This window comes from Scytonema sp. PCC 10023 (assembly GCF_963920835.1).
GTDB lineage: Bacteria > Cyanobacteriota > Cyanobacteriia > Cyanobacteriales > Nostocaceae > Kalymmatonema.
This window is the reverse complement of the sequence record NZ_CAWUDP010000024.1, coordinates 66,645-93,642: the sequence shown is the minus strand read 5'-3', so window position 1 is coordinate 93,642 and position 26,998 is coordinate 66,645. Positions and strand designations below refer to the sequence as shown.

20 protein-coding genes and 1 pseudogene are annotated in these 26,998 nt (G+C 42.1%); 12 read left to right on the top strand and 9 right to left on the bottom strand.

Annotated elements, in window-relative coordinates:
- Positions 1 to 174: 174 nt before the first annotated feature.
- A complete protein-coding gene (locus ACM0OZ_RS16570; RefSeq protein WP_414583908.1) occupies positions 175 to 1,551 on the bottom strand; it encodes a hypothetical protein in 1,377 nt (458 codons plus the stop codon).
- 1,032 nt (positions 1,552 to 2,583) lie between these two features.
- On the opposite strand from ACM0OZ_RS16570, the gene ACM0OZ_RS16565 reads away from it, so the two are divergent.
- The 5 genes from ACM0OZ_RS16565 to ACM0OZ_RS16545 all read left to right on the top strand — a co-directional run bounded on the left by ACM0OZ_RS16565 (position 2,584) and on the right by ACM0OZ_RS16545 (position 9,192).
- Positions 2,584 to 4,185 (top strand): glycosyltransferase family 39 protein, encoded by a 1,602-nt coding sequence (locus ACM0OZ_RS16565; protein ID WP_414583907.1) that lies wholly within the window; start codon positions 2,584 to 2,586, stop codon positions 4,183 to 4,185.
- Between the two features lie 36 nt (positions 4,186 to 4,221).
- A complete protein-coding gene (locus tag ACM0OZ_RS16560; protein ID WP_414583906.1) occupies positions 4,222 to 5,475 on the top strand; it encodes a glycosyltransferase 87 family protein in 1,254 nt (417 codons plus the stop codon).
- A 46-nt stretch (positions 5,476 to 5,521) separates the two neighbouring features.
- A complete protein-coding gene (gene cofH, locus ACM0OZ_RS16555; RefSeq protein ID WP_414583905.1) occupies positions 5,522 to 6,661 on the top strand; it encodes a 7,8-didemethyl-8-hydroxy-5-deazariboflavin synthase subunit CofH in 1,140 nt (379 codons plus the stop codon).
- A gap of 128 nt (positions 6,662 to 6,789) precedes the next feature.
- Positions 6,790 to 7,188, top strand: a complete 399-nt coding sequence (gene psb27 / locus ACM0OZ_RS16550) for a photosystem II protein Psb27 (protein ID WP_414583903.1) — start codon at positions 6,790 to 6,792, stop codon at positions 7,186 to 7,188.
- Positions 7,189 to 7,689: 501 nt separating this feature from the next.
- The gene (locus ACM0OZ_RS16545; RefSeq protein WP_414583902.1) at positions 7,690 to 9,192 is read left to right on the top strand and encodes a family 10 glycosylhydrolase; all 1,503 of its coding nucleotides are present in this window, start codon (positions 7,690 to 7,692) and stop codon (positions 9,190 to 9,192) included.
- Between the two features lie 66 nt (positions 9,193 to 9,258).
- On the opposite strand, the gene ACM0OZ_RS16540 is transcribed toward ACM0OZ_RS16545, so the two are convergent.
- The 6 genes from ACM0OZ_RS16540 to ACM0OZ_RS16515 all read right to left on the bottom strand — a co-directional run bounded on the left by ACM0OZ_RS16540 (position 9,259) and on the right by ACM0OZ_RS16515 (position 16,953).
- Complete coding sequence (locus ACM0OZ_RS16540; RefSeq protein ID WP_414583901.1) at positions 9,259 to 9,657, bottom strand: hypothetical protein; 399 nt, start codon at positions 9,655 to 9,657, stop codon at positions 9,259 to 9,261.
- A gap of 2 nt (positions 9,658 to 9,659) precedes the next feature.
- Entirely contained in the window at positions 9,660 to 10,625 is a 966-nt protein-coding gene (locus ACM0OZ_RS16535) for a hypothetical protein (RefSeq protein ID WP_414583900.1), read from the bottom strand.
- A 363-nt stretch (positions 10,626 to 10,988) separates the two neighbouring features.
- Positions 10,989 to 12,560 carry a photosynthetic/respiratory NAD(P)H-quinone oxidoreductase subunit D1 gene (gene ndhD1 / locus ACM0OZ_RS16530; RefSeq protein ID WP_414583899.1) on the bottom strand — a complete coding sequence of 524 codons (1,572 nt, stop codon included), beginning with the start codon at positions 12,558 to 12,560 and terminating at the stop codon, positions 10,989 to 10,991.
- A 226-nt stretch (positions 12,561 to 12,786) separates the two neighbouring features.
- A complete protein-coding gene (locus ACM0OZ_RS16525) occupies positions 12,787 to 14,886 on the bottom strand; it encodes an NAD(P)H-quinone oxidoreductase subunit 5 (RefSeq protein WP_414583898.1) in 2,100 nt (699 codons plus the stop codon).
- Between the two features lie 292 nt (positions 14,887 to 15,178).
- Entirely contained in the window at positions 15,179 to 15,565 is a 387-nt protein-coding gene (locus ACM0OZ_RS16520; protein ID WP_414583897.1) for a thioredoxin family protein, read from the bottom strand.
- A 671-nt stretch (positions 15,566 to 16,236) separates the two neighbouring features.
- A complete protein-coding gene (locus tag ACM0OZ_RS16515) occupies positions 16,237 to 16,953 on the bottom strand; it encodes an NnrU family protein (RefSeq protein ID WP_414583896.1) in 717 nt (238 codons plus the stop codon).
- 161 nt (positions 16,954 to 17,114) lie between these two features.
- On the opposite strand from ACM0OZ_RS16515, the gene ACM0OZ_RS16510 reads away from it, so the two are divergent.
- The 6 genes and pseudogenes from ACM0OZ_RS16510 to ACM0OZ_RS16485 all read left to right on the top strand — a co-directional run.
- Positions 17,115 to 17,315: a hypothetical protein gene (locus ACM0OZ_RS16510; protein WP_414583895.1), complete on the top strand. Its 201-nt coding sequence runs from the start codon at positions 17,115 to 17,117 to the stop codon at positions 17,313 to 17,315.
- 170 nt (positions 17,316 to 17,485) lie between these two features.
- Positions 17,486 to 18,211 (top strand): hypothetical protein, encoded by a 726-nt coding sequence (locus ACM0OZ_RS16505; protein WP_414583894.1) that lies wholly within the window; start codon positions 17,486 to 17,488, stop codon positions 18,209 to 18,211.
- A gap of 165 nt (positions 18,212 to 18,376) precedes the next feature.
- Positions 18,377 to 19,387, top strand: coding sequence for a LysR family transcriptional regulator (locus tag ACM0OZ_RS16500; protein WP_414583893.1), 1,011 nt, complete (start codon positions 18,377 to 18,379; stop codon positions 19,385 to 19,387).
- 90 nt (positions 19,388 to 19,477) lie between these two features.
- Entirely contained in the window at positions 19,478 to 20,899 is a 1,422-nt protein-coding gene (locus tag ACM0OZ_RS16495) for a protein kinase domain-containing protein (protein WP_414583892.1), read from the top strand.
- Between the two features lie 673 nt (positions 20,900 to 21,572).
- Positions 21,573 to 22,601 carry a PstS family phosphate ABC transporter substrate-binding protein gene (locus ACM0OZ_RS16490; protein ID WP_414583938.1) on the top strand — a complete coding sequence of 343 codons (1,029 nt, stop codon included), beginning with the start codon at positions 21,573 to 21,575 and terminating at the stop codon, positions 22,599 to 22,601.
- A gap of 238 nt (positions 22,602 to 22,839) precedes the next feature.
- A pseudogene (locus ACM0OZ_RS16485) lies at positions 22,840 to 23,292 on the top strand (phosphate ABC transporter substrate-binding protein); the annotation flags it as partial.
- Here the strand turns inward: ACM0OZ_RS16485 and ACM0OZ_RS16480 are convergent.
- Positions 23,289 to 24,008: a Crp/Fnr family transcriptional regulator gene (locus ACM0OZ_RS16480; protein WP_073633008.1), complete on the bottom strand. Its 720-nt coding sequence runs from the start codon at positions 24,006 to 24,008 to the stop codon at positions 23,289 to 23,291. The pseudogene ACM0OZ_RS16485 and the gene ACM0OZ_RS16480 sit on opposite strands and share 4 nt — an antisense overlap.
- Positions 24,009 to 24,483: 475 nt before the next feature.
- Here ACM0OZ_RS16480 and ACM0OZ_RS16475 point away from each other — a divergent pair, with 475 nt between their 5' ends.
- Positions 24,484 to 25,347 (top strand): DALR anticodon-binding domain-containing protein, encoded by an 864-nt coding sequence (locus ACM0OZ_RS16475; protein ID WP_414583891.1) that lies wholly within the window; start codon positions 24,484 to 24,486, stop codon positions 25,345 to 25,347.
- A 235-nt stretch (positions 25,348 to 25,582) separates the two neighbouring features.
- Here ACM0OZ_RS16475 and ACM0OZ_RS16470 read toward each other — a convergent pair whose 3' ends face one another.
- Positions 25,583 to 26,458, bottom strand: a complete 876-nt coding sequence (locus ACM0OZ_RS16470) for a Cof-type HAD-IIB family hydrolase (RefSeq protein ID WP_414583890.1) — start codon at positions 26,456 to 26,458, stop codon at positions 25,583 to 25,585.
- Positions 26,459 to 26,998 lie beyond the last annotated feature (540 nt).

Sequence of the window (26,998 nt, the reverse complement as noted above, 5' to 3'; positions counted from 1 at the left end):
GTCCTTACTACCAAAAAATATATGGAGAATTAACCAAACATAATATAACGACCATGTCAAGTTTCGATACAGGTTATTTTCTCATCCTTAATTTGAGCAATTCTATTTTCAAAAAGCATTTCTCAAATCTTAGTATTTTTGATAGTATTCGCCTTGAAAAAAAGTTATACGTAGTTATGCTACCCTATCTTTAAACAGCACGTTTTGCTGCTTCATGTTTGGTTTCCAAATTAAATAAATCAGGAAACCAGTTGCTACGTATATGAAGAAGGGTGTCATTAAAGAGAGACGAACATTGTAATACTGAGGCAATACTACTTTGTATAAGTAATCTAGCCAGTGCAAAAAAAGCCCTCGATAGAGGAACATCCCTATATTTATAAGTAAATTGCTAGACGGAATCGTAGAGACTCCAGCTAAATTGATAAAAATAGATACTATCCCCAATAACTTAATATATTTCAGTTGACAGTACACAATTGGAAGAATCATAAACGGGGTAGCAACCACTAAATGACGTGGACCAAAGCAAACGTCACCTGACCATGCATAGTAAGAAGCATTGAACACAAATACAAAAGCAAAGAAAATAAAACAAAAGAGTATGGCATTGTTTTTATTAAAAGTCTTTTTAATAAAAGAAGCAAAAAACAAAAATGTCAGGGGAAAATATAGAAAAATTCCTCGGTATGGGCTAAGTGTCAAACCCCATATTCTTTCTAAAGAAGGCAAAGAGAACATACTTTTCTGCATCGATTCTTGTTGATTCAACTGTAGGAGAAACAGCGAGTTAGGAGTTTTAAATACTGACCCTGTAATACTTTGGTTATAAAGCATAATTATTACTATAAAAATTGAGTAACCTAATAACAATAAAGATATGTCTATAAGCAATTTTTTCTTTTGCTTATCTTTAATTTTTAAATATATCCAAAATCCAATAAGCAAAGAAATTGGAATAATAGCAATATAATCAACGAATTGAGCCAAACCTAAGAAAACTCCGATTAAGAAACTATTTGCTTGATTAAGAATCAAATAAAAAGCTATAAAAATAAATGACATTGTGTATACATGAGCCCAAATTCCATTAGTAGAATAGAAAAATACTAAGGAACCGAAAATAAAGATAAAAACGAGCCATAATTTTTTTGTCAAGTCATTTGTGAAATGATTTAAAGTTTTAAACATTATGACTGCCACAATTCCAAGAAGAGGAGCCATGACGCAAACATTCGACAATATATTAAATATTGACCAATAAACCTCTCCTACTGGAATGCCAAGAACCCTCATTAACATTTGGTGAATAAAGTAAATAGGAGCCAGGATAATTGGAATACCAGGCGGAATGACAGAATAAGCATTATTATTAAGTATCAAAATATCTATATGAGAACGGTATCCTTTTTGGAGAGCAAATGTACCGAAATTAACAAATGAGTGAATCGCATCAGTATAGCGATTGGTTTGAGGTCCATCAGGCGTTGCATGAAGACCAATCAAAATAAATACAGTGATGAATATTCTATGAGAAATTTGCTTGATCATCTTTAAATAGTTATTAATACAAAGTTTTTCCTACCTTAGGGTAGGAATTGCCAAAAACTGGCGCTAAATTTCCATAAGGAATTAAGAGTAAAACTTTACTCGAATTAGAGTAATAGCAATTTCTACCCAAAAATTTATTTTTCAGTAGGTTAAGTACCGAGTTGCAAATGAATTCTATACAAGGTAATGCACCAACTGGCAAATGAAAATCTATTGCCTTCCTGCTTTTTGAAGTCTAGCTACTCCAAACAAGTTTCTTGCTGCAACCACCAATATGAGCAAAGTATAGCACTCGTATTTGGAAAAAAATTTACTTAATTTACTCTTTACACAATTTCCAAAATATGAAAAATAGATGAAATATTACTATACTTTCTCCAAATAAAAAAAATAGCTTGTCAAATATCATCATAATTTTGTTGAAAACTGATATGATATTGTGTTGATTAAACAGGTTTTTCATAGAAAACTTATTTATAAAATATATTTTTAAAAATCATTTTACATATCTTTTATGCTTTTTTATTTGCAACAAGTATTTGATTCACGTTTGTCCGGAAAACAGTATTTCAAATAACTACAGCAGTTTGCATCTTTATTGAGCTACACCTTTTCAACTCAAGAGCCAGATAAGCGAGCAAATTTTACTTCTGACTCCTTGACAAAGCGTCTCCGGCTCCGATCCTGACTTTTGACACCAATATTGCTGCTATATGTTTGATACCAGCTTTGTAAAGTTATAACAAAATTTACAAATTATTGTTATGATTCGCCAAACTAAGTCTATAGGATTCCTCCGCAGATTATTGAAATACATGTAGGGTGGGCAATGCCTACCATATCTGGGTTATATCTGGGTTTTGGTAAGCATTGCCCACCCGAAAGATACTTAGATTTTTTTAAAATAAAACCGGATTGCTATATTATGTCTATGTATAGTATAAGTATTTCCTATGTAATACAGTCGTACTTTTGACACACCTGGTATAAACAGCCGAAAATAAACGGAGCTAGATACTTTGTTTTTTACCAATGCGAACAACCAGTAGAGAACGGCTCTTCCCAAGACAGCTAACAACTTGGCTTACGGTTCTCATTCTTGTTTTGCTAGGTTTGGGGATATTTTTTCGCTTTGTTAATCTTGAGCAAAAAGTCTACTGGCACGATGAGGCTTATACTGGACTACGGATGTCTGGTTACACTAAAAACGAGTTTGTCCAGCAAGTGTTTAACGGACAAGTCATTGGTGTTGAATCTGTCAGGAAGTATCAGTACCCTAATCCAGAAAAAGGTGTCATTGACACAATCAACTCTTTGGCAGTGGAAGATGCTCAGCACCCTCCACTTTATTACGTACTTGTAAGATTATGGGTGCAAATTTTTGGAAATTCAATCGCAGTCACCCGAACCCTATCAGCAATCATTAGCTTGCTTGCGTTTCCTTGCATTTATTGGCTGTGTCTAGAATTATTTGAATCACCCATAACAGGATGGATGGGTGTAGCACTTTTAGCAGTCTCTCCCTTTCATGTATTGTATGCCCAAGAAGCACGGCAGTTCAGTTTATGGACGGTGACTATCTTACTTGCAAGTGCTACACTGTTACGAGCAATCCGGTTAGGTAGCAAGCGGCTTTGGGTGATGTATGCCATCACAGTAACACTAGGACTGTACACATTCTTGTTTTCTGCATTGGTGACGGTTGCTCACGGTATCTACGTATTTGTTATTCAAGGCTTTCGATTTACTAAACTCGTTAAAGCGTACTTGGTAGCAGCAAGTGCTGGTTTTCTCGCTTTCGTACCTTGGATTTTAGTTCTTATTAATAACTTGTCGCAAGTCGAACAGACAACAAGCAGCGCTCAAAAAAGACAATCAATATCAGCTTTAGTCACAGGGTGGACGAGTAATAACAGTTATTTCTTTGGTGATTTTTGGCGCTATGAACCATTTTTTCCAGATTTAAATATTCCTGGTTTGCGTTGGGGTCGATATCTAGTTCCCTTACTACTCATATTGGTGGTATTTTCTTTTTATTTTATATATCGCCGAACTGCAAACCAAGTTTGGCTATTTATTTTTACCTTATCTGGAGTGCCTGCTTTAGTTGTCATATTAAATGATGTTCTTCTTGGAGGCAAGTTGAGTCTTCGCTCTCGATACATCATCCCCTGTTATGTAGGTATTCAACTAGCTGTTGCTTACTTATTAGCAAGCCAAATTATCTGTAATAAAGTGCTAAAACGCAGATTTTGGAAATTAGTTTTGGTAGCAGTTCTTTCCATTGGAGCTTTATCGTGTGCAGTCAGTTCCCAAGCAGAGACATGGTGGAATAAAGGAAGTCACGCAAATCCCCAAATAGCTCGAATAATCAACAGTTCCATGAAACCACTTTTTATCAGTAGTAATTATTCCCTTAATATTGGAGATATCATGTCTCTGAGTCATTTGCTAAAACCAAACGTGCAAATGCAGTTAGTCACAGAACCCAATATACCCAAAATTGCTGATGGCTTCAGTGATGTCTTTTTATATAATCCCTCTAAAAAATTTAAATCAGACCTGGAAAAGACATTCATTCTTGATAATGTTTACAAAAACGGGAGACTGTGGCGGCTAAAGAATAAAAATTAACCGACGTAAATATTTAAAGTAATAGAGTCTAAAAATATGCTACTCGAAGAAAGAAAAATTCAGAGACGGATATTCTCGATAGTAGCAATCCAAGTGTTAGGGCTACTTATTGTAGGTCTCTTGACTATTTTTAAGATGGTGGGAACTCATGATTTAAATATTTACTACAGATCTTCGCTTTACTTACTAGAAGGTAAATTACCTTATCGAGATTTTAATTTAGAATATCCGCCATTTGCACTCTTACCTTTTGTTCTACCCAGAATGGTAGCATTAGGGCTTGCAAAGAATTATTATATATATGCCTTTTTATTTTTGTTAGAAAACATATTATTCAGCACAATAAATATGCTGTTCCTAGTACGAGTGGTATCAGTGTATGCTTCTCAACGTCAAACAATAAGAGTCTTAGTTTTCTACACATTATTTGCATTAATCATTTCACCAGTTCTACTCTGGAGATATGATTTATTTCCTACAGTATTAACAGTTGTAGCTTTAGTTGCTGTCTTATCTAATCGTCCTACTTTAGCAGGTATTTCTCTTGGATTGGGTGTAGCTGCGAAACTTTATCCTTTGGTGTTGCTTCCCGTCTTTACAGTTTATTTTTTTACCAATAAATCCTACCGTGCCATTCTAAATATATGGTTGGGAACTCTTGGTACAGTTTTTCTGAGTTTTTTACCATTTCTCATCACTACCAAAGACAAGCTGTTTTCCTTTTTGGATTACCATAAAGAACGGGGTTTACAAATTGAATCATTACCTGCTGGAATAATTAGCTTGGTACACAAGTGGGGGTTGATAGAAGTTAAAACGGTTGCTGGCTACGGTTCACGAAATATAGTTTCTCCTTTAGATGATATAGTGCTGGCTGTATTGCCCCTCTTATTAATTATTGTCTACATTTCCATGTTAGTGAGTTGCTGGTACCGTTTTCGAGAAGAACGCTATAAAAATGAATTGATGAAAGTGGATAGCTTAGTAGCTTACACGCTGCTTGCATTGTTAATATTTATTGTTACAAATAAGGTGTTTTCACCTCAATATATAGTATGGCTCATTCCTTTTGCGGCGCTATTAAAACCACGCCACGCTATTTTGATGCTAGCTATTTGTATCACTACCTATATCATGGCGTCATTTGGTAGTTTTCGCCAGCTTGATTATGTTAAAATTTTATGGTTAAATTTGAGAAATTTTTTAATTTTAGGATTTAGTATCTGGATATTTTTAGATTATCTGCCAAGCTCAACAAATTCTGTGCTAAGGCGAAATAATGCCAATTAGCAAGAAGATTGTCAGAATAAGAAATGTGGTTCGCTTTTGATAAACTGTGTCTACTGTAACTGTTGATGCTATTCTTGACCGTGCCTTGAGTGGGTACGATTTGTCTCCCGAAGAGGGAGTGATATTGTTGAAACAAACTGACCAAAATGCACTCGCCGCCATTCGTGCTACAGCTGACAAACTACGTCAACAGCAAGCGGGTGACACTGTTACTTACATCATTAACCGTAATATCAACTTCAGCAACATCTGTGAACAGCACTGTAGTTTCTGCGCCTTCCGGCGAGATGAAGGGGAGGCGGGTGCTTACTGGTTAGACTGGGCGCAGATTTTGGAAAAGGCGACAGATGGGGTGCAACGGGGTGCGACGGAAATCTGTATGCAAGGAGGATTAAACCCACAAGCGGTCTTGAACGGAAAATCGTTGCCTTATTACCTTAAGCTTGTAGAAACTATTAAGCAGGAATTTCCCCAACTGCATCTACACGCTTTTTCTCCCCAAGAAGTGCAATTCATAGCAAGACAAGATGGACTTGAGTATGCCGATGTCATTATAGCTTTGCGAGATGCTGGTGTTGACTCTATGCCAGGAACAGCAGCTGAAGTGTTAGATGATGAAGTGCGGCGTATTCTTTGTCCAGAAAAAATCGACACAGCAACTTGGCTTTCAATTGTGAGTACAGCTCATAGACTAGGTTTGCACACTACTAGCACAATGCTATCAGGGCATATTGAAACGCCAGAACAACAAATAAAGCATTTGGAAAAATTGCGAAGTCTCCAACAAACTGCCATCCATCGGGAGTATCCTGCCCGTATGACTGAGTTTATTTTATTACCCTTTGTTGGCAAAGAAGCACCCAAACCTTTACGTCGCCGTGTAGGACACGAGCAACCCATTTTGACAGACGCACTGCTACTAACCGCTGTAGCACGGATTTTCTTAGGAAATTGGATTCCTAACCATCAACCGAGTTGGGTAAAACTGGGGCTTTTAGGTGCAACAGAAGCTTTATTGGCGGGTTGTAACGATATCGGTGGCACATTAATGGAAGAACATATCACGACAATGGCAGGCGCTCAAGGTGGTACTAATATGTCAGTCGAAACTTTACAAGCTGCTATCACCGACCTAGGACGTCCCTACCAGCAACGTGATACTTTGTATCGAAAAGTGGAACGTTAGGTTATAGGTTACGGGTTATGGGTTCAATTGTGCTGTATCCTATACCCTGTCCCCCTATGAGATGATCCCCATGATACCAATCCAAGATAGGATGGACGTTGATTTAGGTATTGTTTCACTTGATGCTTATGAAGCGCTATTGGTCACGTCTGCTTCCCCTAGTTTTGGTTGTCGTTATTGGTTTGATGGGCTGTAACAGCAGTCCTGGTGCTTTAACAGGGGATTATCGTCAAGATACCTTAGCTATAGTTACGACTTTGAGGACTGCTTTAGAGTTACCACAAGATTCACCCGATAAAGCAGCAGCTCAAGCAGAAGCGCGTAAGAAAATCAATGACTTTGCAGCTCGCTACCAGCGGGATAGTTCTCTTTTTGGTCTAGCTTCCTTCACAACCATGCGAACTGCTCTTAACTCCCTAGCGGGACATTATAGTTCTTATCCAAATCGTCCTGTGCCAAAAAAACTTAAAGACCGTTTAGAGCAGGAGTTCGCACAGGTAGAAGCAGCGTTAAAGCGTGGTGCTTAAATATAACTGCTACCCACAGTCTAGAGTCAAAGTCTTGAGTCCAAAGTTTTGACTGTTGAGCTTTAACTCTAGACTCAGCAATGTTTTTGTGACATCATCAAATCAAAAAAGTCAGACGCACTCCACCTGCGGGATGCGGTTTTCTTGCCCTATTAAATAAAAGCTAATAAAAGCTTATGGATCCCACAAAAATATTTCTGGCAGTATAGCAAACAATGGGCGCATCCCAACGTTGCATAAGAAATTCCTGTAACTGCTCATTTGCCAGTTAAATATTACCTATAAGTGAACCGCAACAGGACGCTCCAGAAAGCCGAGGAGGTAAGCAGAGGATACCAGTAAGGTGAATAACAAACAAAATTCGGCAACAGAAATAGGGGTTTGGGAGTCGATACAATGTAGGCTTCAAAACCCCTATTTCTAAATCATAGAATTCGATACACTTCATCCTACGTAATTAAACTTAGGGTTGATGGTTGTTTTGTCTTTGTACTTGTACGTATGTCCAACTGTCCTTTGAATGTTGCAAAATCAATGTTCTTTTGGCGACGCCTGCTTGCTGCTGCCATTTTTAGCAGTAGTTTGTTGATTCCCTTTTTGAGGAATCAGCCAGCAGCGGCGCAACTCACAGAGTATTGCCATTTATCACCTCCTCAAGCGCAAGAAAAAGAAAACTTACGTTTGTCAGCACTCAAAGGCAATCAAGAGCAAAAAGTTCGTTACCAGCAACTTTTGCAACAACACGCACAAGCTTTGCAGGAATGCCGCAATCGTAATTGGCCTAAGCTGCAAGCAATCTGGTTACGTTTGTATCCGTGTGATGTTCAGCCAGGACTGGTTGACCAAATCATGGATCGGATTGTCAACCGAGGTTATAACGAAGTTTATTTGGAAGTTTTTTATGATGGGCAAGTTCTACTACCGACAGGGGCTAACCCCACAGTTTGGCCTTCTGTGATTCGCACGCCAGGAACAGAAAAGACTGATTTGCTCGCCACAGCAATTCAAAAAGGGCGGGAACGCGGTCTTAAGGTTTACGCTTGGATGTTCACAACAAATTTTGGCTATACTTACGCCCAGCGTTCAGATCGAGAAGGGGCGATCGCCCGTAATGGTAAGGGTCAAACCAGCCTCTACGTCGTAGATAACGGTTCTCAGGTATTTATCGATCCCTACAACTTGCAAGCCAAACGAGATTACTACCAAATGTTACAGGAAGTGCTGCGTCGTCGCCCAGATGGGGTACTCTTCGACTACGTGCGCTATCCACGACAGGCTGGCAGTGATTCCATTGCCACGAAAATCACAGATTTATGGCTGTACAGTGACGCGACCCAACAGGCTTTATTTCGACGGGCGCTCAATTATAAAGGATTGGAATTCATTAGACGCTTTTTAAGTAAGGGATATATTACAGCAGGAGATGTAGGAGAGGTCGATAAACTCTATCCTCAAGAAGCAGAACCTTTGTGGCAGGGTCGCACTCTACCCGCAGAGCAAAAGTCAATCCTTCCCGCAACCCAAAGGCAACCGAAACTACAATTTGAGTTATGGCAGTTAGCAGTCGCCCACGCAATGCAAGGCATCCTCGATTTTGTTGCCCTAGCTGCTTATCCAGCACAGCAACAAGGCATTCCAGTAGGGGCAGTATTTTTTCCTGATGGCAACCAAATGGTCGGTCAAGGGTATGATTCCCGCTTGCAACCTTGGGATAAGTTCCCCAATACCCTACAGTGGCATCCTATGGCTTATGCGAATTGTGCCGGTGCCGACTGTATTGTGGCGCAGGTACAGCGGGTTGTGAACATGGCAAAACCAGGTACCCAGGTGATTCCAGCTTTAGCTGGTAAATGGGGAGAGTCAATAAGCAATCGTCCTCCGCTAGAAGTGCAAATGCAGGCGCTGCGCCAACTTGCACCCCAACTCACAGGAGTCAGTCATTTTGCTTATTCTTGGCAAGACCCACAGCATGATAACCAGCGTAAATTCTGTCGCGTTCAGTAATTGCAGGAGTTAGGAGTTAAGAATCAAAATTTATAACTCTTAACTCTTTTAAGCAAAGCCATTACATCAAAATGTCCATTCGTAGTCTGGGTTATCTAGTGCGGCGCGGACAGAAGCTAAGTTAGCTAGTTCTTTGAATGGGCTGGCTTTAGCTATTTCTGTAATGGAATTCAAAGTAAGGGCTAGTTGTTGGTTATTATCAGATGCGATCGCACTATCAACTACAGCAAATAAAGCGCGAAAATTTTCTGCACGTTCATCAAACGAGCGATCAAGATACGCCATCAACAGTTCTCGTTGGACGTTTATCTTGGCGATTGTTGCTTTCTCCCAAGCATCAATTTCGCGTCGCTTCGTTTTTTCCTGCTCTGCTATCTTCAGATAGTCGGTATATGCTGAAACCATTTGCTGCAGGCATTCAATAGGATTGATAAATTCGTTGAAAGCAACTTTCTTGAAAGACATCCCTAATTGCCTCCCAAAGTACGGTACTTGGCTTGGATGGACGCAGTAGCTGGGTTTAGCTGCCCTTCACTATCCAAAACAGGAGTTTTCATGATTTCTGCAAGTGCTTTCACTAGAAGTGCTACCTGTTGAAACTTTTTGGCATCACGGTTACGCTCAAATGGTCGAGATTCCAAATCGTTGAGAGCTAAAACTGCACGAGTATTCAAATCTTCCACCAAAGTGCTTAACTCAGTAATTCGCCGTTGAACCTGTCTGAGAAAATCTCTAGCAGCTTCAAGTTTGGCAACTTCGGTGTTGACCTTAGCTTCATATTCTCGTGCTTTTGTCAAAGCTTTTTCACCTTCACCAGCAAGCATAAAGCCACCAACTGCTAAGGCGGGTCCAACCGTAATACCTCCCAGAACAAGAGTACCAAGTGCCATTCCACCCCCACCAGCAGCTAGTGAGCCACCACCAAGCCATGCTAAAGTGGCATTCGTAGCTGCGGCTCCACTAAGTCCTGAGATAGCTGCTCCCGTACTCGCAACTCCCACAGACGTGGCAAGACCTGTTGCAGTCTGACCAGCTGCTGCTCCTGCAAAAACTGCCTTAACACCACCTTTAAAAAATTGCTCAGCTTCTGTAGCCGCAGCTTTATACTCTTGTAGCTTTTGAACTGATATTTCCAATCCTTCTAAAAACTGCATATCACTTTGAGAGGCACGCTGACCAATGCGCTCAATGAACGCTACGAACCGACCAATGGTAAGCATTTTGACGTTCATCTGGAGTTGACCATAATCTTCTGCCAGCTTGTTGCTCGCTTCCCAGTCTGCTTGAAGCTTGCTGATAGCATTCTCGTGACGCTTTTGAGCACGCTTGCCAATCTCATTTGCATCATTCATGTTGTTAACGCCTTCAGCACCTTTTAGCGCTCCATAGGCAGCACTCCCTAAAGCAACAGCACCCAAGATAAGTGGAATCATAAAATACTCCTGATTGTGATTAGCGATGAAAGGTAGGCTTCTAGAGATTTGCTCAGCAACACTTGAGTCGCCTTATACATATCTTTCCCTGATCTACAAAGTCATCACCATTCGTTCAGGAGCGAAATCTTAAAACTTATATGAATTTAGTTACAAAGATTCTTAAGTAGTCGTAATTATAAAAGTGCTAATAATTACAACAAATAATTTATCTGTATTTATCTGGGTTCGTCTGCTACAGCCTGCGCTTCCAAATAGCTCATGACCGGATTTTTGCAAGAAATCTCATCAAGAAACGCTGCTATAAAAAAAGGGCAGGTATAAAACCCACCCTTCAAGCAATATCGATTAGAAATCAACTACCTAATTGCCAATCTCCGGCGCACTCAACGAAACCGCAGGCGCTTTTTGCTGTGCCAAAGCGGGTAAGGAATCTCGTAACCTCTCTGTTAGCTGTACAGTTGTCGCATCGTACACCTGAGTCAGCATTTTGGGATACAATCCAATACCAATGATTGGTATCAGCAAGCAGGCGATGATAAAGATTTCGCGGGGTTCGGCGTCTATCAGTTTCTGGTGAGAAACTAATTCTTTGTTCTCTTCACCGTAGAAAATCTCCCGCAGCATTGACAGCAAATAAATCGGAGTTAGAATTACCCCAATTGCCATCAAGAACACCACAATAATTTTGAAGGTGGGGCTATAGGCATCGCTGCTAGAAAAGCCAACGAACACCATCAACTCGGCAACAAAACCGCTCATTCCTGGCAAGGCTAAAGACGCCAAAGAACAAGTTGTCCACATGGCAAACATCTTACCCATTTTCTTACCAACACCGCCCATTTCATCCAGCATGAGGGTGTGAGTACGGTCATAAGTTGCCCCTACTAGGAAGAACAAACTTGCCCCAATCAAACCGTGGGAAACCATTTGCAGCATTGCCCCATTCAAGCCCAAGTCGGTGAACGAAGCAATACCAATTGCCACAAAGCCCATGTGAGAAATTGAGGAATAGGCAATTTTCCGCTTCAGGTTTCGCTGGGCAAAGGATGTGAGGGCGGCGTAGATGATATTCACGACCCCCAAAATCACCAAAACTGGGGCAAAATAAGCATGAGCATCGGGAAGCATCTGGGCATTCATGCGAATGAGCGCGTAACCGCCCATCTTCAGCAGAACACCTGCCAGCAACATATGTACGGGGGCTGTGGCTTCACCGTGGGCATCTGGTAGCCAAGTATGCAACGGGAAGATGGGAAGTTTGACGGCGTAAGCAATCAAGAAGGCAGCGTACAGCCAAAGTTGGAGATTGAGGCTGAAGCCTTTGGCTGCAAGCGTTTGCATATCAAAAGTGACGGTATCACCATGAAACGCCATCGTTAAGCCAGCTAGCAAAATAAACAGCGAACCGCCTGCTGTGTACAAAATAAACTTGGTTGCTGCGTATTGTCGCTTTTTGCCTCCCCAAATCGAAAGCAGAATGTATATCGGTACCAGTTCCAGTTCCCACACCAGGAAAAACAACAGCATATCCTGGACGGCGAAAACAGCAATCTGACCGCCATACATCGCCAGTAGCAAAAAGTAAAATAGCCTCGGCTTGAGGGTGACGGGCCAAGCTGCTAAACTCGCCAGGGTGGTAATGAATCCAGTCAAAATAATCAGGGGCATCGACAAGCCATCTGCCCCTACCGACCAATTCAAACCGATCTGTGGAAGCCAGCTATAACTCTCAAACAGTTGCAAATCTGGATTGGAGAAATCGTATCCAGTATAAAAAGCAGTCACAATCAGTGCAAAATCTATTAGCCCTATGATTAGGGCATACCAGCGCACTGTTTTGCCTTCTTTATCTGGAATGAAGGGAATCAGCAGTGACGCCGCTATCGGAAACAGAATAATCGTCGTCAGCCACGGGAAATTTGCTGTATTCATCGGGATTCGTTAGTCAGCAATAATAATGTTCGGCTATCAACTACTAGCTATTTACTAGCAGTTTTTGCAGGGCTTGGTCTTCAATCTTAGGTTTATTTAATAAAAGTAAAGAAAGATGAAGGAAGGTAAATGCATCCTTCATCCTTCATCTAGATACCACATATCTAGCGAATCGCTCACTGCCCGTGGGGACAGAAATAGAGACGTAGCATGCTACGTCTCTACATTAGGTCACACCAAAAACAATCACTAAGCCCAACACAGCCCCAAAGATAATCAAGGCATAGAATTGAGCGCGACCGTTTTCCAGGTATTTCAGACCTTCCCCGGTGACAAGAGTGAAAAAGCCTGTGAGGTTTACAGCACCATCGACAACGCGGAAGTCAACTTCCATCACTTGTCTAGCTAGACGACGCAAACCGAGGACAAAAACACGATGGTAAATGTCATCAAAGTACCACTTATTCAGGGATAGCTCATAAAGTGGCTGGATTTTTTGAGCGATCGCCACCGGGTTGATTTTACCCCAGACATACATTAAGGAAGCTATGGTAATCCCAATCAAGGAAATGCCAACTGAAGCGCCCGCCATAATGTAGAATTCTGTCGGGTCGAATTCAACGGCTTTTTCCACAACTTCCGCTAAGGTTTCGTTGGGTGAGAAAATAAACTCCTCAAAGTAGTTGGCAAAAGGTGTCCCTACCAAACCAATCAGCATCGAAGGAATTGCCAAAAGCGCTAACGGTAGGGTCATTGTCCAAGGCGACTCGTGAGGATATTCACTGTGACCGTGACCATGACCGTGGTCATCATGATGGTGTTCCTCGGTTGCCTCCAGTTCTCCTTTGGTCATAGCACCAGGACCAAAAGCAGGGGCAGTATCAAAACCTGCGACAATTGCCATCCCTGCTGGAGACTTGAGTTTTTGCCACAATTGGCTTTGATTGCCCCGGAATTTTCCTTCAAAGGTGACGAAATACATCCGGAACATGTAGAAAGCGGTAATTCCAGCAGTTAACCAGCCGACACCCCAGAGAAATGGGTTCGCATTAAATGCCGCGCCGAGAATTTCATCTTTTGACCAGAAACCAGCAAAGGGCGGGATACCAGAAATTGCCACACAACCAATGAAGAAGGTAATTGCCGTCACTGGCATATACTTCCGCAGTCCACCCATCAACCGCATATCCTGCGCCAAGGCGGCGTCGTGACCGACAACTCCTTCCATGCCGTGAATCACAGAACCAGAACCAAGGAACAGCATCGCCTTAAAGTAGGCGTGGGTCATCAGGTGGAAAAGTCCTGCGCTGTATGCGCCGACTCCCATAGCCATCACCATGTAACCGAGTTGGGAAATGGTGGAGTAAGCTAAGCCCTTTTTGATGTCGTTTTGCGTAATCGCAATTGTCGCACCCAAAAATGCTGTAAATGCCCCAGTAAAGGCAATCGTGTTCATTGCTGCGGGGATGTGTTCAAAAACTGGGTACATCCGGGCAACCAGGAAAACACCCGCTGCCACCATCGTTGCCGCGTGGATTAGGGCAGAGATGGGGGTGGGACCTTCCATTGCATCTGGTAGCCAGACGTGCAGGGGGAATTGGGCGGATTTGGCAACTGGACCGAGGAACACTAGAATTGCAAACAGAACGGCAAGGACATTGCTTATAGAACCTGTTTGCACGAGTTGTGTCAGGCGATCGCCCATGACATCAAAATCAAAGCTTCCCGTTGCCCAGAATAGCCCCAGAATGCCCAAAAGCAATCCAAAGTCGCCCACTCGGTTGGTGACAAATGCCTTTTGACAAGCATCTGCTGCTGCCTTGCGATCGTACCAGAAGCCGACCAGCAAGTACGAACACATCCCGACCAGCTCCCAAAAGATATAAACCTGTACTAAGTTGGGGCTAACCACCAGACCCAACATTGAGGAGCCGAACAAGCTGAGATAGGCGTAAAACCGGACATAGCCTGGATCGTGAGCCATGTAGCCATCCGTATAAACCATGACCAAGAAGGCTACCGTTGTCACAATCACCAGCATCAGGGCTGTCAGGTGGTCAATAGTGTAGCCCATGCTCAGGTGAAAATTCCCTGCCGCTGCCCATTCCAAGGTGCGGGTATAAGTGGCGTGTCCTTGAATTTGACTCCACAGCAGTGCCCCCGACAGCGCCATCGCGGCTCCCATTAAGGAGATAATCAATGCCGCGTTTAGCTGTCGCAGGCGGTTTGTCACCTGATTCAACGAGATTAACCCTAGACCGACCAGCATTGCCCCAAGAAGAGGTAATACCGGAATCAGCCAGGCATACTGATAGATTACTTCCATCACTGACGCCTACTTTTAGAATTATTGACTAATTTGTCGGAACTGTTAATAATTGTGACACACACCCTTTAGGATAAAATACCCCACCCGACGGTAGTTGGGTGGGGTTGTTAAGTTTGGTTTTAGATTTAATCATTCAGTCATGAGTCGTTAGCCATTAGCCAAGATTATAGAGTTAGCTGTTTGCAGCAGAGCCATTCAGACTGAAAATCTTTAGTTTTGGTTAAAAGTCATAGATTTTTAAACGAAAAGATTCTGAGCTAATGACTGATAACTAATGACTAATCAGTCTTCATGCAGAACGGCAGCCTAAATCGGCTGTTTTTGGGCTATGGTAAGTTATGGGGCGATCAGTGTAGCAGACTTTAATTTCTTCCAAAGCTAAGAGTAAATCTTCTCTTCCACGAAAACTTTCCAAACGCACCCGTACTATCCCATTTTCAATCAACAGTAAAGTTGGCAGTGACTTAAGCTTGTATTTTGTCGCTAGTTTAAAATTGTCATCGGCGTTCACTCCCACTAATTTAATTTGGTCGCCGCATTGAGCTTGAAATTGCAACAACAAGGGGTGAATGATTCGACACAACCCACACCAAGGTGCTCCAAAATTTACTAAAACAGGAGTTGGAGATTCTAAAACTTCTTGAGAAAAAGTCCGCTCACTAACCGACAACACCATGACGCCTCTGAAATTATATGCTTTTGATATCAAAACTAACTGTCAGCAGGAGAAAGTGCGTTGTCAGAATGAATGCAAACATTTCAGTATTGGTTGCTACGCTGACAAACAAGCCAGTATGACATTCAAGACGGTAACTCTCTCAAACTTTTAGCTCTTTATAGCCGTTACTAAAGAGATATTTTTCACCAATTTGGTACCGACCTTTGCATAAAGCTTACCCACAGGTGCCCATTAACATTTACAGGTATCCTTCTCCTGCTTCTGTCAAGGAAGAAGGCTGTTTTTTGTGAGGCAGTGCGCCCTTGGAGGTTACTCCGAGTGTGCGCTCCTGCCATCCCACAGGCTAGCTTGTGGGAGCTAGACGCTCTTACACTATTGAGTACTTTCTCAAGTATTGGTCGCAGTTGGTTAGCTTGCTTTTCGCCAATTTTAATCAACCAATTTTAATCAACTACAGTTGATTATAGAAAAGGGAATGGCGAATGATCAAGTCTCTCCCTAGTCTGGCGGTTGACTAGCAACTACCAAATGTCAAATCTCAAAACGACTAAGCGCACCCCCACTGACAGCTACTTCCATTCATCCTACATTGATTTGGTAGCAGTTGATAAGATGAAACCAATATTTCATCCTATCAATTCCTGTTTATTATTGTGATTATGTTAAAATCATGATTTTATCTTACTTGTGAATTCTAGCAATAGGGGGTGTGACCACCAAAGTAGCAGCACAAAAACGGCAACCCCTAAATAAGCAGGACGGAAAAATTCCTGCCATACGATACATTGACGACCGTCAAGAACAGCTGCAAAAGGCATGATAGAGGTGCGCTGTTTGACTTGAACAAATGCTTCCCCATAGCGAGCGCTCAAACGGCGATCGCCATGCCAAACGCCAAATAAATGGTGTAACACTAACCCGATTGAAGTGACAAGGGTAAAACTCGTACCCAGCCAAAGGGTATGAGCAACACACCAAATAATCTGTCCTACCATTTGTGGATGGCGGGTGATGCGAATAATTCCTGTTTCGTAGAGATGGACTTCGGGCTTTTGGATAGCAGCAATTTCTAGTAGATTGAAAGTAGCAGGATACAAAAACAAAAACGAAATAGCCGACAGCACCCAGACTAATTGCTGCACTCCCGGTACATTTTGCACATACCAAAGTTGCAAACCATCGTAGCGGTGGTTAAAAAAGTAAATAATTAAGTAAACAGCCACGGGCAGGCTGGTTAGTGCAAAGAAAATGCGGTAAAGCCTAGCTCCAATATGTTTTTCTGCCCAAGGGCGCAGAAAAGCACCTCCACTATGGACAATTGCAAAACCAAATAGTAGTCCCAGCATGACAAAATGACTAAGGGTTAACCAAGCCGGCTGCATCATATACGCAAATGAAGTAATTTAAAGGAAACTTAATTTAGTACAACGAATACCACAAACTATGTAAAAAAATCTCTGGCAGGATATCCTGTTCCCAAGCACTCTGTGCGTTAGATGAACACCAGTTGTTCATCTTGATCAGCACTATAGGATAATATCACCTGATGAAAAAGCTACCGTCTGATGTGAAGCAAGTTCTCAGTGCTAAAGAGAAGTTGATTGCGACTTCAAAAAAGGAAAATTGGTTAGAGGAAGTCCAGCGTGCTAACCAAATTTGTCTCAATGACACTTCGTGGCTGGCATTTGTGAACAGTAAACTGTCCTGGGATATTAGGTTACAAAAGTCCCTAGAACTTATCAAATAAGAATTGGAGGTAAGTCAGTGGGTGAAATTAAACATAAAATGCGCTCTTGGTTCGTAGTTAGCGCTAAAGGGCTCAAGGCAATGATTTTAAGGGCTAAAGCCCTTACTACAAACTTTCGTTTATTTACACCTACCTACTTATCACACAAAACAAGCCGTGCTGCAAAAAAAATGCCGCAGCAAAAAGAGACTCCCTATGTTCAACTCAGATTAATGGCACTTTCCCCAAGAGGTAAACAATTTACTGCTGATATCAATGACCATATCACGAAACAAATTGTAACTTTCAACAACCTGAACCAACTGGAATTGACTTTATATTTGCGTATTTTCCCTTATTATATCAGTCAAGAAATATATAATAACAGGGTGCAGAGGATAGGGAACAGGGGACAGCGCTGTCATCTGTTCCCTGTTCTCTATCACCTGAAGCGGCGAAAAGCAAATGTCTCTCAGTCCAAATGGTCGTATGCTGAATTAGATGGCTTCATCCACTCTGTTGTCATGAATAATTCTTCAGTCATAAGAGTAGATGCTGACTATTGCAATCAGTTGCATCCGTGTTGGGGACATACAAATAAACACAACTGTCCAAACCAAGGATTGACGATTGGCTGTAGTAGAAGTCGTGGATTTGAGTTATATGCAGATTTGGTTGGAGGGCGAAATGTCGCAATGAGAACGTTGTTACTCCGGCAAGACGGTCGTAATACGGGGCTTCTTGTAACAGCCTACCCCCCTAAATCCCTAATTCATGGGAACAACACCATTGTCTCTCCTTTTAGGGCAGACCTTAGCGGGGTGCGTCGGATGCGTGAAACCAAAACCCAAAAGCTTTCAAGCTTTTTAAAACCAAGGTGGAATTTAAACACAATTCCCCTCAAAATTCACTCATGATGGCTGGAAAGTAGAAAAGAAGACTTTAGTCAAGATGATATGCTACTGTCTTTTTCGAGTAAAGCCTCCAAATTTAACAAGCAATAAATCACGATCTGCCAGAAGGCTCATTACGCTGGTTTGTTGAAGACTGCCGCTCCTCTCAAAGTTTGTGGGTTTAGCCTTATGTCTGACCTTCCTTTCACTTTAGATCAGTTACGTATTCTCAAAGCGATCGCTGCAGAAGGCAGCTTCAAGCGCGCCGCTGATAGCCTGTACGTTTCGCAACCTGCCGTTAGCTTGCAAGTGCAAAACCTAGAACGGCAACTAGATGTCCCGTTATTTGACCGAGGAGGACGTCGCGCCCAATTAACCGAAGCCGGACATCTACTTCTGAGCTACGGTGAAAAAATCCTCAGTCTGTGTCAGGAAACCTGTCGCGCGATTGAGGATTTACAAAATCTCCAAGGCGGGACTTTGATTGTTGGCGCTTCTCAAACCACCGGCACCTATCTTTTACCCCGGATGATTGGGATGTTCCGACAAAAATATCCAGATGTGGCGGTGCAATTGCACGTCCACTCTACCCGCAGAACCGCTTGGAGTGTCGCTAACGGACAGGTGGATTTGGCAATAATTGGCGGCGAAATTCCGGGTGATCTGGTGGAATCTTTGGAAATTGTTCCATACGCCGAGGATGAACTGGCACTGATTGTACCTGTAGCTCATCCCTTTGCCAAACTTGAAACGATTCACAGAGAAGACCTATATAAATTACAATTCATAGCTCTCGATTCTCAATCTACTATCCGCAAGGTCATTGACCAAGTGCTATCACGCTGTGACATTGATACGCGACGTTTTAAAATCGAAATGGAACTAAATTCCATAGAAGCGATTAAAAATGCCGTACAATCCGGTTTGGGGGCAGCCTTTGTCTCGACCTCGGCAATTGCTAAAGAGTTACAAATGGGGGTGCTGCACTGTTCTCCGATTGAAGGTGTCATAGTCAAGCGGATGCTGAGGCTGATTTTTAATCCTAATCGCTACAGATCCAAGGCAGCAGAAGCATTTAGTCGGGAAATTCTACCCCAGTTTGCTACACCTGGATGGAGTATGGAAGTGTTAAAAACGTCACACAAAGCCATAACAGTCAGTGCATTCGATGTAGGAACGCATAATTCTCACGATGATTAAGATGTAGTCATTAGTCATTAGTCATTGGTCATTGGCTCTTGACTATTGACCATTGACTATAGACTATGGACTATGAACTCTTGACGAATCATGGAAGTTTATTGCACTCGTCCACACTGCCCTCGCCCGCAAAACAATTTTCTAGATTTAGATGATCATGCGACCTTGAGAACGGTGCAGCAAAAATACTGCACAACTTGTGGTATGCCGCTGATTTTGGTGGGACGCTATCTACCAACAAGGTTACTGGGACGAGGCGGATTTGGAGCAGCGTTTTTGGCACGCGATCGCTATACCCCAGGAATGCGCCAATGCGTGGTTAAGCAATTTCAACCAGCAGGCAATTTAAGCCCTACTCAACTGCAACTGGCACAAGATTTATTTGAGCGAGAAGCAGTTGTTCTAGAGGACATAGGGCACTTACACGAGCAAATCCCTGACTTGTTTGCTTATTTTCCCGTGATCGTTCCTAGCTTGCAACCCGGACAGCAAGACCAGTTTTTTTATTTAGTACAGGAATATATTGACGGACAAGATCTAGAGCAAGAGTTAGCCCAAAAGGGCAAGTATTCAGAACAAGAAGTTTTGGAAATCTTGCGAGAAATTCTCAAGCTACTCAAGTTTGTTCACGAAAAAGGCATTATCCACAGAGACATCAAACCTTCTAACATCATGCGCCATCGTAACGGCAAACTTTACTTGCTAGATTTCGGCGCAGTCAAACAAGTTACAAACGCTCCCATTGGTGCATCTGGTGCTTCCACTGGTATATATTCTATGGGATTTGCTCCGCCCGAACAAATGTCTGGAGGTCAAGTCTTCCCATCTACAGACTTGTACGCTTTGGCTGTCACAACCCTGATGTTACTAACGGGTGAAACACAGATAACTCAGCTGTTCGATGGCTATAGTAACCAGTGGAAGTGGCAAAGTCATATAACTGTCAGTAGGCACCTTGCTGATATTTTAAACAAAATGCTCCTAAGCGCAGCCAATCAACGTTATCAGTCAGCGCAGGAAGTTTTAGAGGCGATCGACGCACCTCAAAAACCTGTACCTTCTACAAAAATTAATCGTCGTCAACCTGCTGTAACTCCACAGCCACAGTCACAGCAAATACAGGCTCCACCGCAACAAAAGCCGTCTCCTTCTGTTAGTCCGCCTGCACAGCAATTTTCTCTTATAAAAGTATTAGCAAGAGCAGCGTTTAGTGGGTTTGAAGGAGCATTGATTGCGATTGGTCTTTTGAGTTTGCTGAAATCGCCAATCATTACCCTGGCTGCTTCTTCTGTCATTTTATTAGGGTTGATTCTTGCCCAATGGAAGCACTGGATTGGAGGATCTGATTTATTCATTTTTCCTGCAATCACATTGCCGATTGTCCTATTCTTTTTACGTGGCAGTCTTACCATCCAAGAAGTCGTTATTTTGTCTATTGCAGCTGCTTTAGTGGCGATCGCAGTTACAGCACTCTTTCGTCTCATTTACAAATTGTTATCCTTGATACTTTAAACAGAGGAACTCACGGTTACTGAGTGGGAATATTCCAATCTCAAATCCCTAATTGCCAAGCGCTGTGCAACTTGAGATTTATTTTTGCCAACATATTTAAATAATCATCGTAAAAAAAATGCTTCACAGCCTACCAAGCACAGCTTAGATAAATTGCTTGCGACTACTTTAACGCTAGGTTAATAAATTTAACTCAAGGTTAAACGCAGTAATGACACAAGCATCCAGTGGTTTGCAAATATATTTAGTACATAATCCGAAATACTGCGACTTAAGTTTGTAGTTTAAATTTGTTGTATTCCTAGTAAACGCAGATGCCAGAAAAGCTTAAAAGTTGAAGCAAGACTTATGGAAATTTGGTAGTATCTCTAGAAGAGAAAAAGATTTTTCCTCCATAAGCAATGCTGGCATAATTTAATTTCGACCATCGAAAGTAACCTAGCTTATCCAGAAACAACGCTTTTGTATAATCAATAATTCGTAACTAATTACAAATTACTTTGTTCAAGCAAGCAAATATATTTCTGGAATAAAACATGAATAATTATAAATTTGAAATGATTTTTACTTTCTAATAGTATTAATACAAAGAATTAAAAAAAGTAACAAATTATGAAAAACTCAAAAATATAAATAGCCAGAATTAATTTATTTTAATAAAAAAATAGCTATGATGTCACAAAAAAACGAAACTGCGGTTTTGGTTCTAACTCTGGTGATTACACTGGGATTAGTAAGTGCTGTTTATTGGTGGCTGAATCGTTCTGGTATTAACATAAGTTCTTTTAGCAACAATCAATCACAACAAGTTGAATCGAATATTGAAAACTTTGCCCAAGTACCAAATATCCCCTCTGGCTTATTTAGCTATGGTGGTAGTACCACTTGGGCACCAATCCGTAAAGAAGTTGATTCAGCTATTCAAACTGTCTTTCCTCAATTTCAACTACGCTACACCAACCCCACTTCAGGCGCACCTGGTTCAAGTAGTGGCATCAAAATGCTGTTAAATAACCAATTAGCTTTTTCTCAGTCGTCGCGCTCAATTAAAAATGAGGAATACCAACAAGCGCAACAACGGGGCTTTACACTCAAAGAAATACCTGTAGCAATTGATGGTATTGCGATCGCAGTGAACCCCAGTCTCAACATCCCTGGTTTAACAGTTGCCCAAGTCAAAGAAATATACACAGGTAAAATTACTAACTGGCAGCAAGTAGGCGGTCCCAATCTACCGATAATACCTTACTCTCGCCGTATAGAAGAAGGTGGCACCGTCGAATTTTTCGAGGATAACATCTTAGGGAGTGAAAAGTTTGGGGAAAATGTGCAATATATTCCTACGACAACCGAAGCCTTAAGAGAAGTAGCGAAAAATACTGGTGGTATGTACTACGCCTCTGCTCCTGAAGTTGTCGGACAATGTAGTGTTAAATCCCTGCCATTGGGAAAAACAGCCGATAAACTGGTTCCACCCTATCAGGAACCATTCGTTCCTCTTTCTGAGTGTTCGCAAAAGCGTAACCAACTCAATGCAGCTGCTTTCCAAAGTGATCAGTACCCCATCACTCGACGGTTATTTGTGATTGTGAAACAAAATGGTCAAACAGATCAGCAAGCAGGAGAAGCTTACGCTAGGTTACTGCTGACAAATCAAGGTCAGGAATTAATTTCTAAAGCTGGATTTGTTAGAATTCGCTGATTGAGAAGAACTCAGCTTGGGCTAAACGCAAAACACAGCTCAAGACAAGGATCTTCAAAGGGAGATTCCGCATGGTGGAAGAATTCTTTTTTTCTCTCGCCTTTAAATTCAAAGAGCCACTGTAGTGGATCGGTTCTGCGGCATAAAGCAAATGGCGCGGGCTTAGTATTATTCCTCGCCACCCAGTCAGACAGAATTCACCTGGGAATTCTGACGTAGATTGCTGAGTTGTTTCTTGGTCAAACAATTTGTGCAAGACATCTTGGGTGGTCAAGCATTGCTTGCCTAACGTGGAAGCAAGTTCCACTACCACCCAAGCGTCGCAAAAAAGTGGCTGGTCGTTCTAGTAGCATCTACTACAGTTTTGCCCCAGACATTATTCCTCAATGTTCAATCCAGCCCTTGCCGTTGGGGCACAAACAAGGGCAATTTGTTGCTCCCTACCAAGAAGCTCTTGTCCTCCCTTATGAATTTCCTGGTAAACGAAACAAATTGAACATTAAGGCTTTCCAATCCGGAAAGTAGCGAATTATGTGCAATCTGTTTGTGGTGGTCAAACAGATTGGTCAAATCAAGCAGCAAGAAAGTGTCAGTGTCGTTAACTTACTGCTAACTCAGCAGGGATAGTGAACTCAATACCCAAGTAGGGTTTGTCAAAATTCGCTCTCCACTGCATCTGGTCTTGCTTTAGCTGACTCTGTTAATGGACTCTGCTGGCAAGCAAATGAGATTGTCGCCTTGAGTGAGGATTAATCCGCGTTGACGCAGTTTGCCCATCAAGCGGGTGACGGTGACACGGGTCGAACCGATCGCACTGCCAATTTGGGCATGGGTGAGGGGGAACGGCAGGCAATAACCGCGAATCACATCTGGATCGGTATCGCTCATTGCCGGTTCTCCATATTCCTCAATCAACAATGTGAGGAATCCTAAGAGTCGGTCAATTGTGCGCCGTTGTCCTAAGGCACTCAGCCACAGCAGCTTGCGCTGGTGCTGATACCTGAAGGCATCCATAACTTCGCGGCGGAAGTGAGGCCAGTTGTCTAAATCGTGCCAGTACATCCACAGCACCGCAGTTTGATCAACGTGGGCGTAAGCCTGGAGTGTGAACGGTGACTGAGCAACAATTTCAAACGGTTGTCCCGCACCAACAAACCCTAAGAAAGCTTCTTCTGGCGTTCTGTTGATACGTCGAGATGTTAGTTGACTGGCAGTTGCACTAACCTGGGCGGTTCCCACCATGCGGATCGCACCCCTTTGCACCAAATACAGCAATCCAGGTCGGGCTGGAATGCGCTCATCTTTGCTAAAGGTGCGGCAGCGGTAGTGTTCCTGAGCCCAATCAAGAATTCGTTGCCAAGTCAGAAAAGGACGTGATGCCTCAGAAAAGGAGGATGGAGATTGCATAGGTAACTAAGAGCGTTCGGCTGAAGACAAATACGTCATAAAAAGGTGCAAGGAGTGCCTTTTTGTTGGCACTTCAGGCATTAAACCTAGCCGTGCCAGTCATCCAAAAGGTAGAAAGTTATGTTCTACTCTTTTGTTATACTTCTTACTGTACAATGATGGTAGTAAAATTTACCCCTTATTAATTAAATTTTGCACAATTCTAATTTTTCTTTTTGTAAATTAAACTTATATCCTAAGACAGATGACATAAAACCAACACCTTCAGACAACAGTGAGTTTACCTGAAAAGTCTCGGCATCAAAATTTACTGGTTAGTAAATACACAGCTATAAAGCAGTTAATATACAGCATTTTAGATACCAGTTTAAGTAATTATACTAAAAACAGACTTATAATATGTAGAACATATAAAAATATTCCTCTATCTCAGGGTAGAGATGAGAATAAAATTATTTATATTTCAGGCATAGCTTTGCAGCTGTCAAAATCTGAGAAATTTCCCGCGATGGAGATTGCCAATGGCATTGTTTCTCATATTTCAGGAAACCATGACCAAGATTTCAAAATTCAAGTCGTTTCCCCTGGCTGGATTCATTTGGAAGTGACTCACCCGCTGTTGGCTGCTTGGCTGCAAAGCCTCGCCCTTAGCACAGGTGGACAAATCAATTCAAAATTCAAAATATGTCCTGCGGACACGCTACGCCGTACCGTGCAACCTCCGCAGGAGGCACAAAATTCAAAATTAAAGCTCTCTCCCTCATCCCCCTCATCTTCCTCATCTTCCTCATCTTCCTCATCCCCCTCACTCCCTCACTCCCTCACTCCCTCATCTTCCTCATCCCCCTCATCTTCCTCATCCCCCTCATCCTCCTTATTCACTGCTCAATACGCTCATGCACGCTGCTGTTCACTAGTGCGGTTGGCGATTGTTGAGGGATTGATCCAACAGGGGGAACCAAATCAAGACGATAGTGAAAGTTCTAAGCAAAGGCTTTTGTCAAGCATTCTTACCCCTAATCCTATTCCTTGGCTGAACTGTGATGAAAAACTCCGCTTCCATCACCCTGCTTCCTATCGCCTCATTAACGAATTAGTACGAGTGGTAGACTCTTTGGCGTTTCCTAATTTGGGTAGATCACTCAACTGGGAAAAAGCTGCGACCCCTTTAAGTCGAGCTTTTGAAACTTTCTGGTGTAAATGCCAGATTTTTGGCGAGGTGAAAACTGCCTCCCCAGAACTCGCTCAAGCCAGAATCGGATTAGTCTTGGCTACACAGTCAGTCTTAAAATTTCTGCTGGAAGAAAAATTAGGTATTATTGCGCCTTATGAAGTATAAACAATAAAGCCTACAAAAAATAAACTTTTTTTAACAACTATTGACTCGTCTAATCCAGCAATGTATATTATCTGGTGTGTGAGGAGCGAACCAGCAAGAGCACCGAGACGAAACACGGCCAGTCGTCGGTGCTCTTTCTGATTTTGTTAGCGCCATGAGGCGTGTATAGATTTGTTAGAGACGCGGCATGGCGCGTCTGTACATTTGTTCATTGTCAGAAAGAACTACCAACCATTCAGGAGAGCAAGAATTTTTCAATAGCTGCTGCGGCTCCGTCTTGCTCAACGTCAGGAGCCACCCACTGGGCGATCGCTTGCACTGCTTCTGGTGCATTACCCATAGCGACACCAATGCCAGCATACTCTAACATTTCCACATCGTTGAAGTTATCGCCAATAGTCATGACGTTGGCTCTTTGGAGTCCCAGTAATTCTTCAGCTAAGTAACGAACTCCAGCACCTTTGTTGACACTCGGGTTAGTCGCTTCAAAAAATGTGGCAACAGATGTGGTGAGATACAGTTCGGCGGGAGTGTATTGGCGGCGCAAATTTCCCAGCAACTGTTGAATAACATTTGTGTCGTCGCACAAAGCCAAAACTTTTGTGGGTTCATCGCTGGTGACTTGGCGTAAGTCTCCCACAGCAATCGGGGTAATGCCAGTACGTTCTCCGTAAAGTGCAGTTTCCCTGGTTATCTCGCGTACGTAGAGTTGGTCATTAATGTAAAAATGAACAGATAAGAGCGATCGCAGTTCTGGTTGTTCAAAATAGTCTAGAAGCTTGTGTGCTAATTCTCGAGAAACCGGCAAATGGCGATGAATTTTTTGGTTGGCAGGGTCTTGAATCCAAGCTCCCTGGTAAGCTAACAACGGTAGATTAGAGCCAATTTCTTGATGAAAGCGCAAAGCTGAGCGATACATACGACCGGTGGCGATCGCCACCTGAACACCCCGGGAACGCGCCGCAGCAATTGCCTGCTTTACGGCTGTGCTGATACTGTTAGATTTTCCGGCGATCGTCCCATCGATATCTACAACCAGTAGTTGAATATCAAGAGTAGATAAACCCTGAATTTCAGGTGATGCCAATTCAGTGGTAGACACTTTATGCATAATTGATGAGTAAATATTAAAGTCCCAGTAAGAGATTAACAGGCTATTAATCTGTTGAAAGTGGTAAGGGCGAACACGGTTGACGAGTTAATGCTACCAAACGTATGAAACCATAGTTATATAGATATACAGCTTAGAGTAGTGGAACTGTGGGTAGTAGCTCGTAGATCTTAGATAGAAAGAAAAATCTTACCTACGAACTATTACTTAGTATCGACTTACAAATTTTTTAAAACTATAAAATAAATAATTTTTATATTTATATTTTTTATATATAGAAAATCCTGGGTGTGATTTAGATCATTGATGTTGCAAGGATTGCGCAATTAACTTAATAACAATGGAGAAATAGCTTTTTTCGGAAAACAGCATTATAAAAAGCTCAAATTTCATAAATTTGAAATAAAGAATCGGAAAATATAAAAATTCAAAAAATTCTGCTTTTAGATATAGTTACTTAATACAATCCCAGGATATAACTTAGTTAATCAGCAAAATCACGCAATTTCAAACAGGTGATTGAGCTTATGGATCAGAGTA